The organism is Sphingobium agrisoli, assembly GCF_041877245.1.
Classification (GTDB): domain Bacteria; phylum Pseudomonadota; class Alphaproteobacteria; order Sphingomonadales; family Sphingomonadaceae; genus Sphingobium.
Genome location: NZ_JBHDJI010000004.1, coordinates 300202 through 313414, shown reverse-complemented (window position 1 = coordinate 313414; position 13213 = coordinate 300202). Strand labels below are relative to the sequence as shown.

The following is a 13213-nucleotide window of genomic DNA, read 5'->3' as shown; positions in this document are numbered from 1 at the left end:
AACCTGGGTCGGGGAAAGCCATGCAGCGGAAGAATGAGCGTTTTGTCGAGCGCCTGCCGCTCGTGCCCGGCCGCCCCGTCTATGCCTATATCGTCACCCTGATTTTCTGCGCCGCCGCTTTCGCCCTGCGAGAGGCGGCAGCGCCGCTGCTGCCTAGCGGCTATCCCTTTGTCACCTTCTTTCCCGCCGTCATCCTGTCATCCTTCGTCTTCGGCGTGCGCCCCGGCATTTTCGCGGCAGTGCTCTGCGGCTTCGTCTCCTGGTATTTCTTCATCCCGCCGTCCGGACAGCTGGCGCTGAACCCGGCAGTCGCGGTCGCGATGCTCTTCTATATCGGCGTCGTCACGACCGACATCGTGCTGATCCATTTCATGCAGCGCGCCAACTTCAACCTTGCCGTGGAGCGTGAGCGCAACCGCGCGCTTGCCGAAAACCGCGAGCTGCTCTTCCATGAGCTTCAGCATCGTGTGTCGAACAATCTTCAGGTCGTCGCCGCCATGCTCGCGCTCCAGCGCCGCCATGTCGATCATGAGGTCGCCCGCCGCGCGCTGGACGATGCTTCCTCGCGGCTCGCGCTGGTCGGCCGCATCAGCCGCGCGCTCTACGACGGCAGCGGGGCAGGGCAGGACATCGCGACCTTCCTCACGACCCTGACCACCGATATCATGGAAGCGAGCGGGCGGCAGGATGTATCGGTCAATGTCGCCGCGCCCGAAGGCTTGCGGCTCGACCCCAATATCACCGTGCCGCTGGCGCTGGTGGTCGCCGAATCCGTCAGCAATGCGATCGAACATGGGCTGCCCGATTGCGCCGGCCGTATCCATGTCAGCCTCAATGTCGACGAAGACGGCCGGCTCTCGCTCCAGATCGCCGACGACGGCAGGGGGATCGCGCCCGATTTCCAGATCGGCAACGCAAAATCGCTCGGCCTGCGCATCGCCAATGCGCTGGCGGCGCAGCTCGGCGGCAGTTTCGCGCTGGTGCCCGGACCGCGAAGGGGCGCCATCGCCCGGCTCGACCTGCCGCCCGGCGGCGCCACCTGACGCATCCCTATTCTGGCGCTTGGCGGCGGCCCGTCGCTCGGCTATGACCCGGCCCATGCTGACGAAAACCATGACGCGCCTGGGCGTCGCCGCCGCTCCAGTTCTGCTCGCCGCCCTGCTGTCGGGCTGCGCCACGTCGAAGAACAAGGCGGACACCCAATATGTCGCCCGCGACGTGTCCACCCTCTACAACAGCGGCAAGGACCGGCTGGATCGCGGGCAGTACAAGCTCGCCGCCGCCTTGTTCGACGAGGTGGAGCGCCAGCATCCCTATTCGCCCTGGGCGCGCCGCGCGCAGCTCATGTCGGCGTTCAGCTATTACATGAACCAGGATTACGCCGAATCCATCTCGGCCTCGCAGCGCTTCCTGGCGATCCACACCGGCAACAAGGACGCGCCCTACGCTTATTATCTGATCGCGCTCTGCTATTATGAGCAGATTGCCGACGTCACCCGCGACCAGAAGATTACGCAGCAGGCATTGGATGCGCTCGGCGAACTGATCCGCCGTTATCCCGACACCCGCTACGCCGCCGACGCGCGGCTCAAGGTCGATCTCGTCAACGATCACCTCGCCGGCAAGGAGATGGAGGTCGGCCGTTTCTACCAGCGTCGCGGCCAATGGCTTGCCGCCACGCTGCGTTTCCGCGCCGTGGTGGACAAATATCAGACCACCACGCACACGCCCGAAGCGCTGGAGCGGCTCGTCGAATCCTATCTCTCGCTCGGCATCCCCGACGAAGCGCAAAAGGCCGCCGCCGTGCTGGGCCGCAACTATCCCGGCTCCGAATGGTATGAGCGCAGCTACAAGCTGATGGAGCGCCATGGCGGGAAGGCGTGACGTCATCATGACGGCGTCACCCCGGCGAAGGCCGGGGTCTCAGGCGGCTTGGTCCGGCTGCGGGGCGCGCGATCCCAGCCATCGCTGGGATGATGTTTGCGGAACATCGTCGTGCTGACCAGTCTCGCCATCCGCAATGTCGTGCTGATCGAGGCACTGGACCTGGAGTTCGGCGCGGGCCTCTCCGTCCTCACCGGAGAAACCGGCGCGGGCAAGTCGATCCTCCTCGATTCGCTCGGCCTGGCGCTCGGCGCACGGGCGGATAGCGGCCTCGTGCGGGCAGGGGAGGCTCAGGCGAGCGTCACCGCCGCGTTCGATGCCCCGGCGCCCGACAGCCGCGCCGCCGCGCTGCTGACTGACAATGGCATCGACATGGAGCCGGGCGAGCCTTTGCTCATCCGCCGCACGTTGAAAGCCGATGGCGGCAGCCGCGCGTTCGTCAATGACCAGCCCTGTTCGGCCGCGCTGCTGCGCGATCTGGGCGGCACGCTGGTGGAAATTCACGGCCAGCATGATGATCGCGGCCTTTTGAACGCGCGCGGCCACCGCGCTCTGCTCGACGCCTATGGCCGATGCGACGCAAGCGCGGTCGCGACTGCCCACACGGCCTGGCGCGCTGCCGTCGCCGCTCTCAACGAAGCGCGCGCGACCGTCGAAACCGCCGCGCGCGACCGCGATTATTTCACGCACGCCGTCGCGGAACTCGCCAAATTCGCCCCCGAACCCGGCGAGGAGGAAACGCTCGCCACCGAGCGCGCGACGATGCAGAAGGGCGCGCGCCTGACCGACGATCTCGCCGCTGTCGGCGATTGCCTCACCGGCTCCGATGGCGGCCTCGCCCAGTTGCGGCAGGCCGCCCGCCGGCTCGACCGCATCGCTGGCGAAGAGCCGTTGCTCACCGCCGTCCTCGAAGCGCTCGACCGCGCTGTCGCGGAAGCGGGCGAAGCCGAGGATCGCCTCGCCGAAGCCGCCGAAGCCCTGTCCTTCGACCCCGCCCGGCTCGACGCCATTGAGACCCGCCTGTTCGACCTGCGCGGCCTCGCCCGCAAGCATCAGGTCGCGCCCGACGATCTCGCCGCCTTGCTTGACGAAATGGCGGCCAAGCTCGCCGCGATCGAGGGAGGGGAGGAGCATATCGCCGCGCTCGAAGCCGATGTCGCGGGCAAGGCAACCGCCTATCGCGCCGCCGCGCAGGCGCTCTCCGCCGAACGCCTGCTCGCCGCCGGTCGCCTCGACGCCGCCGTCGCCGGCGAACTCGCACCCCTGAAGCTCGACGCCGCCCGCTTCCGTACGGTCGTCGCGCAGCTGGACGAAGGGCAATGGAGCCCGCAGGGCATGGACCGGGTGGAGTTCGAAATCTCGACCAACCCCGGCGCACCCTTCGCCCCGCTGGCGAAGATCGCGTCGGGCGGCGAACTCTCGCGCTTCATCCTCGCGCTCAAGGTGGCGCTGGCGGAGCGGGGCGGGGCCGACACGCTGATCTTCGACGAGATCGACCGGGGCGTGGGCGGCGCTGTCGCCGACGCGATCGGCGAACGCCTCTCGCGCCTCGCGCAAAGCAACCAGATCCTGGTCGTCACCCACAGCCCCCAGGTGGCTGCGCGCGGCGCGGGCCATCTCCTGATCGCGAAGTCGTCGGACGGCACCGTCACCCGCACCGGCGTCCACGCGCTGAGCGAAGGCGAGCGCCGCGAGGAAATCGCGCGGATGCTGTCGGGCGCGGAAATTACGGCGGAGGCGAGAGCGCAGGCGGAACGATTGCTGGAGCGGGCATAGGGCTTGCCAAACAGCATATTTCCCATACCGTTCGGGCTGAGCGAAGTCGAAGCCCTCCCCTGAGCGGAGCGAAGGGCCTCTCTTCGTTCGGCCACGTCCTTCGATTTCGCTCAGGACGAACGGGAGGGACGAGAAGAAATATGACCCATAACCGCAGAGACATGCTGGGCCTCACCGCCGCCACGCTTGCCGCCGGTGCCATCCCCGCCGCCGCGCAGGAAGGGAAGCCCCGCTATGGCCTCATCGGCCAGATGCTAAGCACGCCGGGCAAGCGCGACGACCTCGTCGCGATCCTGACCGCCGCCACCGGCGCGATGCCCGGCTGCCTCTCCTATGTCGTCGCGCTCGACGCCACGAACCCCGACGCGATCTGGATCACCGAAGTCTGGGACAGCAAGGGCAGCCACGCCGCGTCCCTGCAACTCCCCGCCGTCCGCGCCGCCATCGCCAAGGCCCGCCCCCTCATCGCCGGCTTCCCGCACAGCTTCGAGACCGTGCCGGTGGCAGGGGTATGATCTAGCTCGCGCGGCGGAAGCGACGCTTTTGGATCGGGGAGGTAACTCATGCCACTTACGTTGACACAGTTCCTGTTCTCGATCCCTGTTACGGTGGGCGTGCTGTTCCTGCCCTTTTTCCTAGTAGGGATGCTGAAACGCCGCCCTCTCAAACCACTTTTAATAGCCTACCTGATCGTCAGCGTATTACTGGTAACATTCTTCTTTCTCCTCGCCTTGTTTGAGCACCTGAATAAATGACCGACCCCGCCACCCTTTCCGAAGCCGAAGCCGCCAACCGCCTGATGCGCCTCGCCAGGGAGGTCGCGCGGCATAACCGGCTCTATCATGATCAGGACGCGCCAGAGATCAGCGACGCCGACTATGACGCGCTGATCCGCGAGAACAACGCGCTGGAAGCCGCCTTCCCGCACCTGATCCGCGCCGACTCGCCCAACGCGCAGGTCGGTGCGGCCCCCAGCACGGCGCTTAAGAAAGTCCCCCACGCCGTCCGCATGATGAGCCTCGACAACGGCTTTTCGGACGAGGACATCGCCGAATTTCTCGCCCGCGTCCGCCGCTTCCTGGCGCTCCCCGACGATGCGCCCGTCGCGCTCACCGCCGAGCCCAAGATTGACGGCCTGTCCTGCTCGCTCCGCTACGAAAAGGGCGAACTGGTCCTCGCCGCCACGCGCGGCGACGGGACGACCGGGGAGGACGTCACCGCCAACGTCCGCACCATTGCCGACATCCCGCAGACGCTGAAAGGCCCGGACATCCCCGACCTGTTCGAGGTCCGCGGCGAAGTCTATATGGCGAAGGCCGATTTCGTGGCGCTTAACGCCCGCCTGCTTGCCGAAGCCGAAGACCCGGAAAAGGCGCGCCAGTTCGCCAACCCGCGCAACGCCGCCGCTGGCTCCCTGCGCCAGAAGGACGCCGCCGTCACCGCAAGCCGCCCGTTGCGCTTCCTCGCCCATGGCTGGGGCGCGCACAGCGAAGTTCCCGCCGACACGCAACGCGGCGTCATGCAGGCGATCGCCGCGTGGGGCCTGCCTGTCTCGGACATGCTCACCCGCGTCGACAGCCTCGAAGCACTTATCGCCCATTACCGCGCGATCGAGGCCGCCCGCGCCGATCTCCCCTTCGACATCGACGGCGTCGTCTATAAGGTTGACCGGCTCGACTGGCAGCAGCGCCTCGGCTTCGTCGCGAAGGCCCCGCGCTGGGCCATCGCCCACAAATTCCCAGCCGAACGCGCGCAAACGACGCTGGAGGCCATCGATATCCAGGTCGGCCGCACCGGCAAGCTCACCCCCGTCGGCCGTCTCACCCCCGTCACCGTGGGCGGCGTCGTCGTCTCCAACGTCACCCTGCACAATGCCGACGAGATCGCGCGCCTCGGCGTCCGCCCCGGCGACCGCATCGTCGTCCAGCGCGCCGGCGACGTCATCCCGCAGGTGGTCGAGAATCTCACGCGCGAGGAACCGCGCGACCCCTTCCATTTCCCCGATCATTGCCCGGTCTGCGGCTCCGAAGCCGTGCGCGAGGAAGGGGAAGTGGACATACGCTGCACCGGCGGCCTCATCTGCCCGGCGCAGCGCTTCGAGCGCCTGCGCCATTTCGTCAGCCGCGCCGCGCTCGACATCGAAGGGCTGGGCGAAAAGACGATCCAGGAGTTTCTCGACTTGGGCTGGATCGCCGAACCCGCCGACATCTTCCGCCTGAAAGCGCACCGCGCCGCTCTGCTCGGTCGCGAGGGGTGGAAGGAAAAGTCGGTCGACAATCTCCTCGCCGCGATCGAGGCGAAGCGCCAGCCCGACGCCGCGCGCCTGCTCTTCGGCCTTGGCATCCGCCACGCCGGCGCGGTGACGGCGCGCGACCTGTTGAAACGCTATGCCACGCTCCCCGCGATCCGCGCGCTGGCGCAGGACATCATCGCCCTGCGCGATCAGCCCTTTGACAGCATCCCCAAGCGCGACAAGGCCATCGCCGACCATATCGGCGTCGAGAATGTCGGCGCGGCGGTGGGCCATGCGCTCGCCGACTTTTTCCACGAACCGCACAACATCGAGGCATGGGACGACCTGCTGTCCGAAGTGTCCCCGCCGCCCTATGTCGTGGAAACCACCGCCAGCGCCGTCACCGGCAAGACGGTCGTTTTCACCGGCAAGCTCGAAACCATGAGCCGCGACGAGGCCAAGGCGCAGGCGGAGCGCCTAGGCGCGAAGGCCGCCGGATCGGTCAGCGCCAAGACCGATCTCGTCGTCGCCGGGCCGGGCGCAGGCAGCAAATTGAAACAGGCCGCCGCGCTCGGCATAGAGGTGATCGACGAAGCCGCCTGGGCCGACATCGTCAAGGCGGCAGGGTAAGGGAAAGCCACCACCATGCTCCTGCGAAAGCAGGAGCCCAGGGTTCTGGGCGCGGCGTTTCGACGCTCTGGGCTCCTGCTTCCGCAGGAGCATCATTTCCCCACCGCAGGTCGGACCCTATTTGCCGCCTTCCGTCCCCTGCACCTTGTCCTGCGTCTTCGTTTCGAAATCGCTGGCGTCATGCCGCTCGTGCAACTGCTCTTCCAGTGGGCCGTTAGCCTTGTTGACGATGCGTCCGCGCTTCACTGCCGGCCGCGCGTCGATCTGCCGCGCCCAGCGCATCAGATTCCTGTAGCTTGGCCCGTCGAGAAACACATCGGCCCCCGGATAGCTGCGCCCCAGCACCACCCCGCCATACCAGGGCCAAATGGCGATGTCGGCGATCGTATAGTCGTCCCCCGCCATATACTCATGATCCGCCAGATGCCGGTCGAGCACGTCGAGTTGCCGCTTGGCCTCCATGGCGTAGCGGTTGATCGGATACTCATATTTCTCCGGCGCATAGGCAAAGAAGTGGCCGAAGCCCCCGCCCAGGATCGGCGCCGCCCCCATCTGCCAGAACAGCCAGTTCAGCGTCTCGGTGCGCGCCGGCCCGTCCTTGGGCAGGAACTTGCCGAACTTTTCGGCCAGATAGACCAGGATCGAACCCGATTCGAACACCCGGCGCGGCGGCGACGCGCTGTGATCGACCAGGGCCGGGATCTTGCTGTTCGGATTGATGTCGACAAAGCCGCTGGAAAACTGGTCGCCTTCGCCGATCCTGATCAGCCAGGCGTCATATTCCGCTTCGGCCACGCCCGCCGCCAGCAACTCCTCGAGCAAGATGCCGACCTTCTGCCCGTTCGGCGTCGCGAGCGAATAAAGCTGGAGCGGGTGCTTGCCGATCGGCAGATCCTTGTCATGGGTCGGTCCCGCGATCGGCCGGTTGATATTGGCGAACGCGCCGCCATTGTCCTTGTCCCATGTCCAGACCGCAGGCGGGGTGTAGGGGGTATCGCTCAACGGGCAATCCTTTCAGCATGGAAACGATGCCGTGCAGGTAGGAAGCAAGGGCGAGGGCCACAAGACGTCGGGCCGGCCGCTGGCCCGCTTCGTCGCTCACCGGTCGCGCTGCGCCGATGCCCATGCAAAAAAGTTCCATCCCCATCTTGACGCACAAAGCGACGCAGCCATATTCGCGCCGCTAGCACTCTCGATCAATGAGTGCTAACAGAAGGAAGTTCATCGGGAGAAGGACTTGAGGGCGGCGCGCTGAATGGCGGTCGTCCATCCCCTCCCGAACAGCTAGGGAAAGGCACATCAACATGGCATTTCGTCCGTTGCACGACCGTGTTCTCGTCCGCCGCGTGGAAGCGGAAGAGAAGACTGCTGGCGGCATCATCATCCCCGACAGCGCCAAGGAAAAGCCGCAGGAAGGCGAGATCGTCGCCGTCGGCACCGGCAGCAAGGCCGAAGATGGCAAGGTGACCCCGCTCGACGTCAAGGCCGGCGACCGCATCCTGTTCGGCAAATGGTCGGGCACCGAGGTGAAGGTCGATGGCGAAGACCTGCTCATCATGAAGGAATCGGACATTCTCGGCGTCGTCGCGTAAAGCTGCGAACCCGGACCCGTTTCCTGTTTTCCGCGGATTTTCAACACCTGCGACGGTGTGAACTTCGCACGTTTCGCAATTCTCAAGAGAGGTAAAGATCATGGCAGCGAAGGACGTAAAGTTTTCGCGTGAAGCGCGTGAGCGCATTCTGCGCGGCGTCGACATCCTGGCCGACGCGGTCAAGGTGACCCTGGGGCCGAAGGGCCGCAACGTCGTCATCGACAAGAGCTTTGGCGCGCCCCGCATCACCAAGGACGGTGTGTCGGTCGCCAAGGAAATCGAACTGAAGGACAAGTTCGAGAATATGGGCGCGCAGATGGTGCGCGAAGTGGCCTCGAAGACCAACGACATCGCCGGTGACGGCACCACCACCGCCACCGTCCTGGCCCAGGCGATCGTGCGCGAAGGCATGAAGTCGGTTGCGGCCGGCATGAACCCCATGGACCTGAAGCGCGGCATCGACCTCGCCGTCGGCAAGGTCGTGGAAGACATCAAGTCGCGCTCGAAGCCGGTTTCGGGCTCGAATGAAGTCGCCCAGGTCGGCATCATCTCCGCCAACGGCGACGTTGAAGTCGGCCAGAAGATCGCCGAAGCCATGGAAAAGGTCGGCAAGGAAGGCGTCATCACCGTCGAGGAGGCCAAGGGTCTCGAATTCGAGCTGGACGTCGTCGAAGGCATGCAGTTCGACCGCGGCTACCTGTCGCCCTACTTCATCACCAACCCGGAAAAGATGCAGGTCGAACTCGCCGACCCCTACATCCTGATCCATGAGAAGAAGCTCAGCAACCTTCAGTCGATCCTGCCGATCCTCGAAGCGGTCGTGCAGTCGGGCCGTCCGCTGCTGATCATCGCGGAAGATATCGAAGGCGAAGCGCTGGCGACCCTGGTCGTCAACAAGCTGCGCGGTGGCCTGAAGGTCGCGGCAGTCAAGGCGCCTGGCTTCGGCGATCGTCGCAAGGCCATGCTGGAGGACATCGCCGTCCTCACCAAGGGCGAAGTCATCAGCGAAGACCTCGGCATCAAGCTGGAGAACGTGACCCTGGGCATGCTCGGCACCGCCAAGCGCGTCACCATCGACAAGGACAACACCACCATCGTCGATGGCGCGGGTGAAGCCGAAGCGATCAAGGGCCGCACCGAGCAGATCCGTGCGCAGATCGAGACCACGACCTCGGACTATGACCGCGAGAAGCTCCAGGAGCGTCTTGCCAAGCTGGCCGGCGGCGTTGCCGTCATCAAGGTCGGCGGCGCGACCGAAGTCGAGGTCAAGGAGCGCAAGGACCGCGTCGACGACGCGCTGCACGCGACCCGCGCGGCCGTGGAAGAAGGCATCGTCCCCGGCGGTGGCACGGCGCTGCTCTACGCGACCAAGGTTCTCGAAGGCGTCACCGGCGTCAACGACGACCAGACTCGCGGCATCGACATCGTCCGCAAGTCGCTGACCTCGCTGGTGCGTCAGATCGCAGCGAACGCCGGCCATGACGGCGCGGTCGTATCGGGCAAGCTGCTCGACCAGACCGACACGTCGTTCGGCTTCAACGCGTCGACCGACACCTATGAAAATCTGGTCGCCGCCGGCGTCATCGACCCGACCAAGGTCGTTCGCACCGCGCTTCAGAACGCCGCGTCGGTCGCTGGTCTGCTGATCACCACCGAAGCCACCATCGCCGAGCTGCCGGAAGACAAGTCCGCTGCTCCCGCGATGCCGGGCGGCATGGGTGGCATGGGCGGCATGGACTTCTGACACGTAGTGTCACCCCGGCGCAGGCCGGGGTCTCATGCCTCCAGGCGAAAGCCTACTGGAAAGATGGGCCGGCGGAGCGATCCGCCGGCCTTTTCTTTTTTGCCGGTCGAGGGCTGTCCTACCCGCCTGCGCCACGCCATGATGCGCCCATGCCTCTCCCCCCCGATCGCAGGGCAACAATCGCCCGCCTGACGCTCGCCCCGCTTTATCTGGTCGCGGGCGTCGTCCATCTGCTGCGGCCCGACATGTTCGCGCCGCTGATGCCGACGGCCATTCCCGCGCCGCACACCGTCATCCTGCTGACCGGCGCGGCCGAAATCGCCGGCGCGGCCGCCCTGTTCGTGCCCCGGTTGCGCGCGCTCGCGGGCGTGATGCTGGCCCTTTATGCGCTATGCGTCTATCCGCTCAACATCCAGCATGCCGTCCGCGACCTGTCGACCGGCACCGGGCTCGGCTGGGCCTATCATTATCCCCGCCTCTTCGCGCAGCCCTTCATCTGCTGGTGGGCGCTCCTGGCGGGCAAGGTGCGGCTCAGCCGCTGATCGGCGCCTGCGTCACCACCATCATCGGCAGTTCCGCCCGTGTCTCGAACCCCAGCGTCCGGTATAGCGCGATCGTGGCTTCATGCGCGGCATAGGCGTGAAGGAACGGCGTCTCGCCCCGGTCGAGCATCGCCCGCGCGACGATCCGCATCAGCGCGCCGGCGATGCCCCGGCCGCGCCAGTCGGGATGGGAGCACACGCCGCTCACCTCGGCAAAGCCCGGCATCCGCATCCGTTCGCCCGCCATCGCGATCAGCCTGCCGCCCTCCCGCACCCCGATGAACCGCCCGAGCCGATGGGTGAGGGGGCGAAACGGCCCCGGCTTCGTCAGCAGCGCCAATTCCAGCATCTCCGGCGCATCGGCCTCGCCCAGCACCGTCCAGTCCGGCTCAGCCCCGCCGCCCGTCACCGCCGGCCCGATCATCTGCGCCAGCATCGCGGTGCGAACGACGCGGACGCCCGGCGGGGGCCTCAGCGCATCCGCCCCAACCAGCCATAATTCATCGTCCGGCGAGATTAGTGCCGTCAGCGCCGCCTGGCTTGCGTCGCCGTCATCGGCCATCGCCGCGAACGGCCCATAGCGCGGGTCCAGCCGCCGCGCCCGCGCATCGCCCTTGGCCAGCGCCCCCCAGCCGCTGGTCAAGCTGTTCCAGACAGGATGATCGAGAAGGGACATTGGCGGCTCCATCATGGGCGTTTCGCCTATCAATCCTGCCCGGCAAGTGCCAGCGGTGCCGCGGCTTAGCGTTAACCAGATGCTAAATCGAACGTGCGATCAGCGGGTTGGGAATCGGAGACCCGCCATTTGCGCGCTTTGACGACATTGCTGGGGAAGCTGAAGGCGATGCGCCCCGCGCATGACGCCGATGTACGCCGCAGCCTCGTCGAATCGCTCTATGCCTCGCCTGCATCGCTGACGATCGGCGCGGTCACTGGGGTGGCCGTGGGGCTCGTCATCAGCGGCATGTCGGATACCGGCCCGATCCAGTGGGTCGTCGCGGTCCTCTGCCTCGTCGCGTCGCTCCGCGTCGTCTCCGCCATTTTCTTCCATCGCCAGCTCACCCGCGGCGCGGCGGTCGCATCGCGTGTCTGGGAGCTGGCCTACGAGCTGGGCGCGTGGGGCTATTCCGGGCTGCTCGGCCTCATGGCGTTTGTCACCCTGCTGGGGTCGCGCGATCCGGTGACGCATATGCTCAGCGTCTCGATGGCGACCGGCTATGCCGGCGGCATATCGGGCCGCAACGCTGGTCGGGTGCAGATCGCCATCGGGCAGGTCTGCCTCACTCTGCTGCCCACCGCCACCGGCCTTTGGCTGCAAGGATCGACCGGCTACCGCGTCCTGGCCGTCGCCATGGTCATGATGGTCCTGGGCCTCGCCGAAATCAGCTCGACCATTCACCGCATCGTGGTCCAGGCGCTGGTGGGGCGGCGCGACAAGTCGCTGCTCGCCGAGAAGTTCGAGCGGCTCGCCCGCTTCGACAGTCTCACCGGCCTTGAGAACCGCATGGCCATGCAGATGCGGCTGCGCGACATTTTCGAGACCAGCGAAAAACGCAACGACGCCGTCACCATCCTCTGGATGGACGTGGATCGCTTCAAGGAAATCAATGACTCTCTCGGCCATATGGTCGGCGACCAGCTGCTGCGGGTCGTCGCCGAGCGGCTCAATGAGATCGTGCAGGGGCAGGGGCGCATCGCGCGCTTCGGCGGCGACGAATTCGTCATCATCTGCCCCGACATGGACAGGGTGACGGCCGCCGCGCTGGCGCAGGAGATACTCGGCGATTTCGCCCACGGCTTCGACCTTGGCGAGAACCACCTCCAGGTCACAGCCTCGATCGGCTATGCCGTCGCGCCGCAGGACGGACGCGACATGGACGAGTTGATGCAACATGCCGACCTCGCCCTTTACGAGGCCAAGCGCGACGGCCGCAACCGCGCCTCGACGTTCAACTGGTCGCTGAAAGAACGCTTCAACCGCGTGCACGAAATCGAGACGGGCCTTCGCCGCGCGCTCGATCAGGGCGAACTCAAATTGCTGTTCCAGCCGATCGTCGATCTGGAGACAGGCCATATCGACGCCTGCGAAGCGCTGATGCGCTGGGACCATCCGGTGCTCGGGCCGATCCCGCCGTCGGAATTCATCCCGATCGCCGAAAGCATGGGCATGATAGAGGCGATGACCGGCTGGGTGCTGCGCGAAGCCTGCACCACCGCCATGGCCTGGCCAGGCGACGTGCGCATGGCGATCAACATCTCGCCCGCCTCGCTCAAGTCGGTGGACCTGCCCGCCAATGTCATCAAAGCGCTGCTGGACAGCGGCCTGCCCGCCCGCCGGCTGGAGCTGGAAGTCACCGAATCCATCTTCCTCGACGACAGCGGCCAGACCAACGCGGTGCTGCGCGAATTGCAGCGGATCGGCCTGCGCCTGGCGCTCGATGATTTCGGCACCGGCTATTCCTCGCTCTCCTATCTGCGCTCCTACCGCTTCGACACGCTCAAGATCGACCAGAGCTTCATGGCCGGTGTCAGCGCCAATGTGGAGGACCGGGCGATCGTCCGCGCCATCGGCAATCTCGCCCGCGACCTGGCGATGGACACGGTTGCCGAGGGGATCGAGACGCCCGACCAATTGCAATGGGCGCGCGAAGCCGGCTTCACCAATGTGCAGGGCTATCTCTTCAGCCGGCCCGTCACGCGAGATCGCATCGCCGAATTGATTGCCGCCGGCCCCCTTGCCGGCACGCAGCGGCCCGATCCCGTCCGCCCCATACGCCGCGTTTCCTGACAAAGGCTTAGGCTGCGGTTAATC

The 13213-nt window shown here is 66.2% G+C and carries 12 protein-coding genes; 10 read left to right on the top strand and 2 right to left on the bottom strand.

The window, feature by feature from the left end; translation table 11 throughout:
* The first annotated feature begins 20 nt into the window (after positions 1-20).
* From ACETPF_RS09795 to ligA, 6 genes are all read left to right on the top strand, one after another.
* On the top strand, positions 21-1043 hold the full coding sequence (locus ACETPF_RS09795; protein WP_373934255.1) for a sensor histidine kinase: 1023 nt from the start codon (positions 21-23) through the stop codon (positions 1041-1043).
* Between the two features lie 55 nt (positions 1044-1098).
* On the top strand, positions 1099-1884 hold the full coding sequence (locus ACETPF_RS09790) for an outer membrane protein assembly factor BamD (protein ID WP_373934254.1): 786 nt from the start codon (positions 1099-1101) through the stop codon (positions 1882-1884).
* A gap of 111 nt (positions 1885-1995) precedes the next feature.
* Positions 1996-3660 carry a DNA repair protein RecN gene (gene recN / locus ACETPF_RS09785; protein ID WP_373934311.1) on the top strand — a complete coding sequence of 555 codons (1665 nt, stop codon included), beginning with the start codon at positions 1996-1998 and terminating at the stop codon, positions 3658-3660.
* A 140-nt stretch (positions 3661-3800) separates the two neighbouring features.
* Positions 3801-4175 carry a putative quinol monooxygenase gene (locus tag ACETPF_RS09780; protein ID WP_373934253.1) on the top strand — a complete coding sequence of 125 codons (375 nt, stop codon included), beginning with the start codon at positions 3801-3803 and terminating at the stop codon, positions 4173-4175.
* Between the two features lie 48 nt (positions 4176-4223).
* On the top strand, positions 4224-4415 hold the full coding sequence (locus ACETPF_RS09775) for a hypothetical protein (RefSeq protein ID WP_373934252.1): 192 nt from the start codon (positions 4224-4226) through the stop codon (positions 4413-4415).
* Complete coding sequence (ligA, locus tag ACETPF_RS09770; RefSeq protein ID WP_373934251.1) at positions 4412-6523, top strand: NAD-dependent DNA ligase LigA; 2112 nt, start codon at positions 4412-4414, stop codon at positions 6521-6523. The genes ACETPF_RS09775 and ligA overlap by 4 nt, the downstream gene beginning before the upstream one ends.
* 117 nt (positions 6524-6640) lie before the next feature.
* Here the strand turns inward: ligA and yghU are convergent, their stop codons facing one another.
* The gene (gene yghU, locus ACETPF_RS09765) at positions 6641-7525 is read right to left on the bottom strand and encodes a glutathione-dependent disulfide-bond oxidoreductase (protein ID WP_373934250.1); all 885 of its coding nucleotides are present in this window, start codon (positions 7523-7525) and stop codon (positions 6641-6643) included.
* A gap of 302 nt (positions 7526-7827) precedes the next feature.
* Between yghU and groES the strand changes: the two genes are divergently transcribed.
* The 3 genes from groES (at position 7828) to ACETPF_RS09750 (ending at position 10401) form a co-directional block, all read left to right on the top strand.
* Positions 7828-8115, top strand: coding sequence for a co-chaperone GroES (groES, locus tag ACETPF_RS09760; RefSeq protein ID WP_021243753.1), 288 nt, complete (start codon positions 7828-7830; stop codon positions 8113-8115).
* A 100-nt stretch (positions 8116-8215) separates the two neighbouring features.
* Entirely contained in the window at positions 8216-9859 is a 1644-nt protein-coding gene (gene groL, locus ACETPF_RS09755; RefSeq protein WP_373934249.1) for a chaperonin GroEL, read from the top strand.
* 149 nt (positions 9860-10008) lie between these two features.
* Positions 10009-10401 (top strand): DoxX family protein, encoded by a 393-nt coding sequence (locus tag ACETPF_RS09750; RefSeq protein ID WP_373934248.1) that lies wholly within the window; start codon positions 10009-10011, stop codon positions 10399-10401.
* On the opposite strand, the gene ACETPF_RS09745 is transcribed toward ACETPF_RS09750, so the two are convergent.
* Complete coding sequence (locus ACETPF_RS09745; RefSeq protein ID WP_373934247.1) at positions 10391-11077, bottom strand: GNAT family N-acetyltransferase; 687 nt, start codon at positions 11075-11077, stop codon at positions 10391-10393. The genes ACETPF_RS09750 and ACETPF_RS09745 overlap by 11 nt on opposite strands.
* A gap of 168 nt (positions 11078-11245) precedes the next feature.
* Here ACETPF_RS09745 and ACETPF_RS09740 point away from each other — a divergent pair, with 168 nt between their 5' ends.
* Positions 11246-13189 carry a putative bifunctional diguanylate cyclase/phosphodiesterase gene (locus ACETPF_RS09740; RefSeq protein WP_373934310.1) on the top strand — a complete coding sequence of 648 codons (1944 nt, stop codon included), beginning with the start codon at positions 11246-11248 and terminating at the stop codon, positions 13187-13189.
* Positions 13190-13213: the final 24 nt, after the last annotated feature.

Coding starts and splice junctions, on each gene's coding strand:
- ACETPF_RS09750 (WP_373934248.1), top strand. CDS start 10,009: ATGCCTCTCCCCCCCGATCGCAGGGCAACAATCGCCCGCCTGACGCTC.
- ACETPF_RS09795 (WP_373934255.1), top strand. CDS start 21: ATGCAGCGGAAGAATGAGCGTTTTGTCGAGCGCCTGCCGCTCGTGCCC.
- ACETPF_RS09775 (WP_373934252.1), top strand. CDS start 4,224: ATGCCACTTACGTTGACACAGTTCCTGTTCTCGATCCCTGTTACGGTG.
- ACETPF_RS09780 (WP_373934253.1), top strand. CDS start 3,801: ATGACCCATAACCGCAGAGACATGCTGGGCCTCACCGCCGCCACGCTT.
- ligA (WP_373934251.1), top strand. CDS start 4,412: ATGACCGACCCCGCCACCCTTTCCGAAGCCGAAGCCGCCAACCGCCTG.
- ACETPF_RS09740 (WP_373934310.1), top strand. CDS start 11,246: ATGCGCCCCGCGCATGACGCCGATGTACGCCGCAGCCTCGTCGAATCG.
- groL (WP_373934249.1), top strand. CDS start 8,216: ATGGCAGCGAAGGACGTAAAGTTTTCGCGTGAAGCGCGTGAGCGCATT.
- ACETPF_RS09745 (WP_373934247.1), bottom strand. CDS start 11,077: ATGTCCCTTCTCGATCATCCTGTCTGGAACAGCTTGACCAGCGGCTGG.
- ACETPF_RS09790 (WP_373934254.1), top strand. CDS start 1,099: ATGCTGACGAAAACCATGACGCGCCTGGGCGTCGCCGCCGCTCCAGTT.
- groES (WP_021243753.1), top strand. CDS start 7,828: ATGGCATTTCGTCCGTTGCACGACCGTGTTCTCGTCCGCCGCGTGGAA.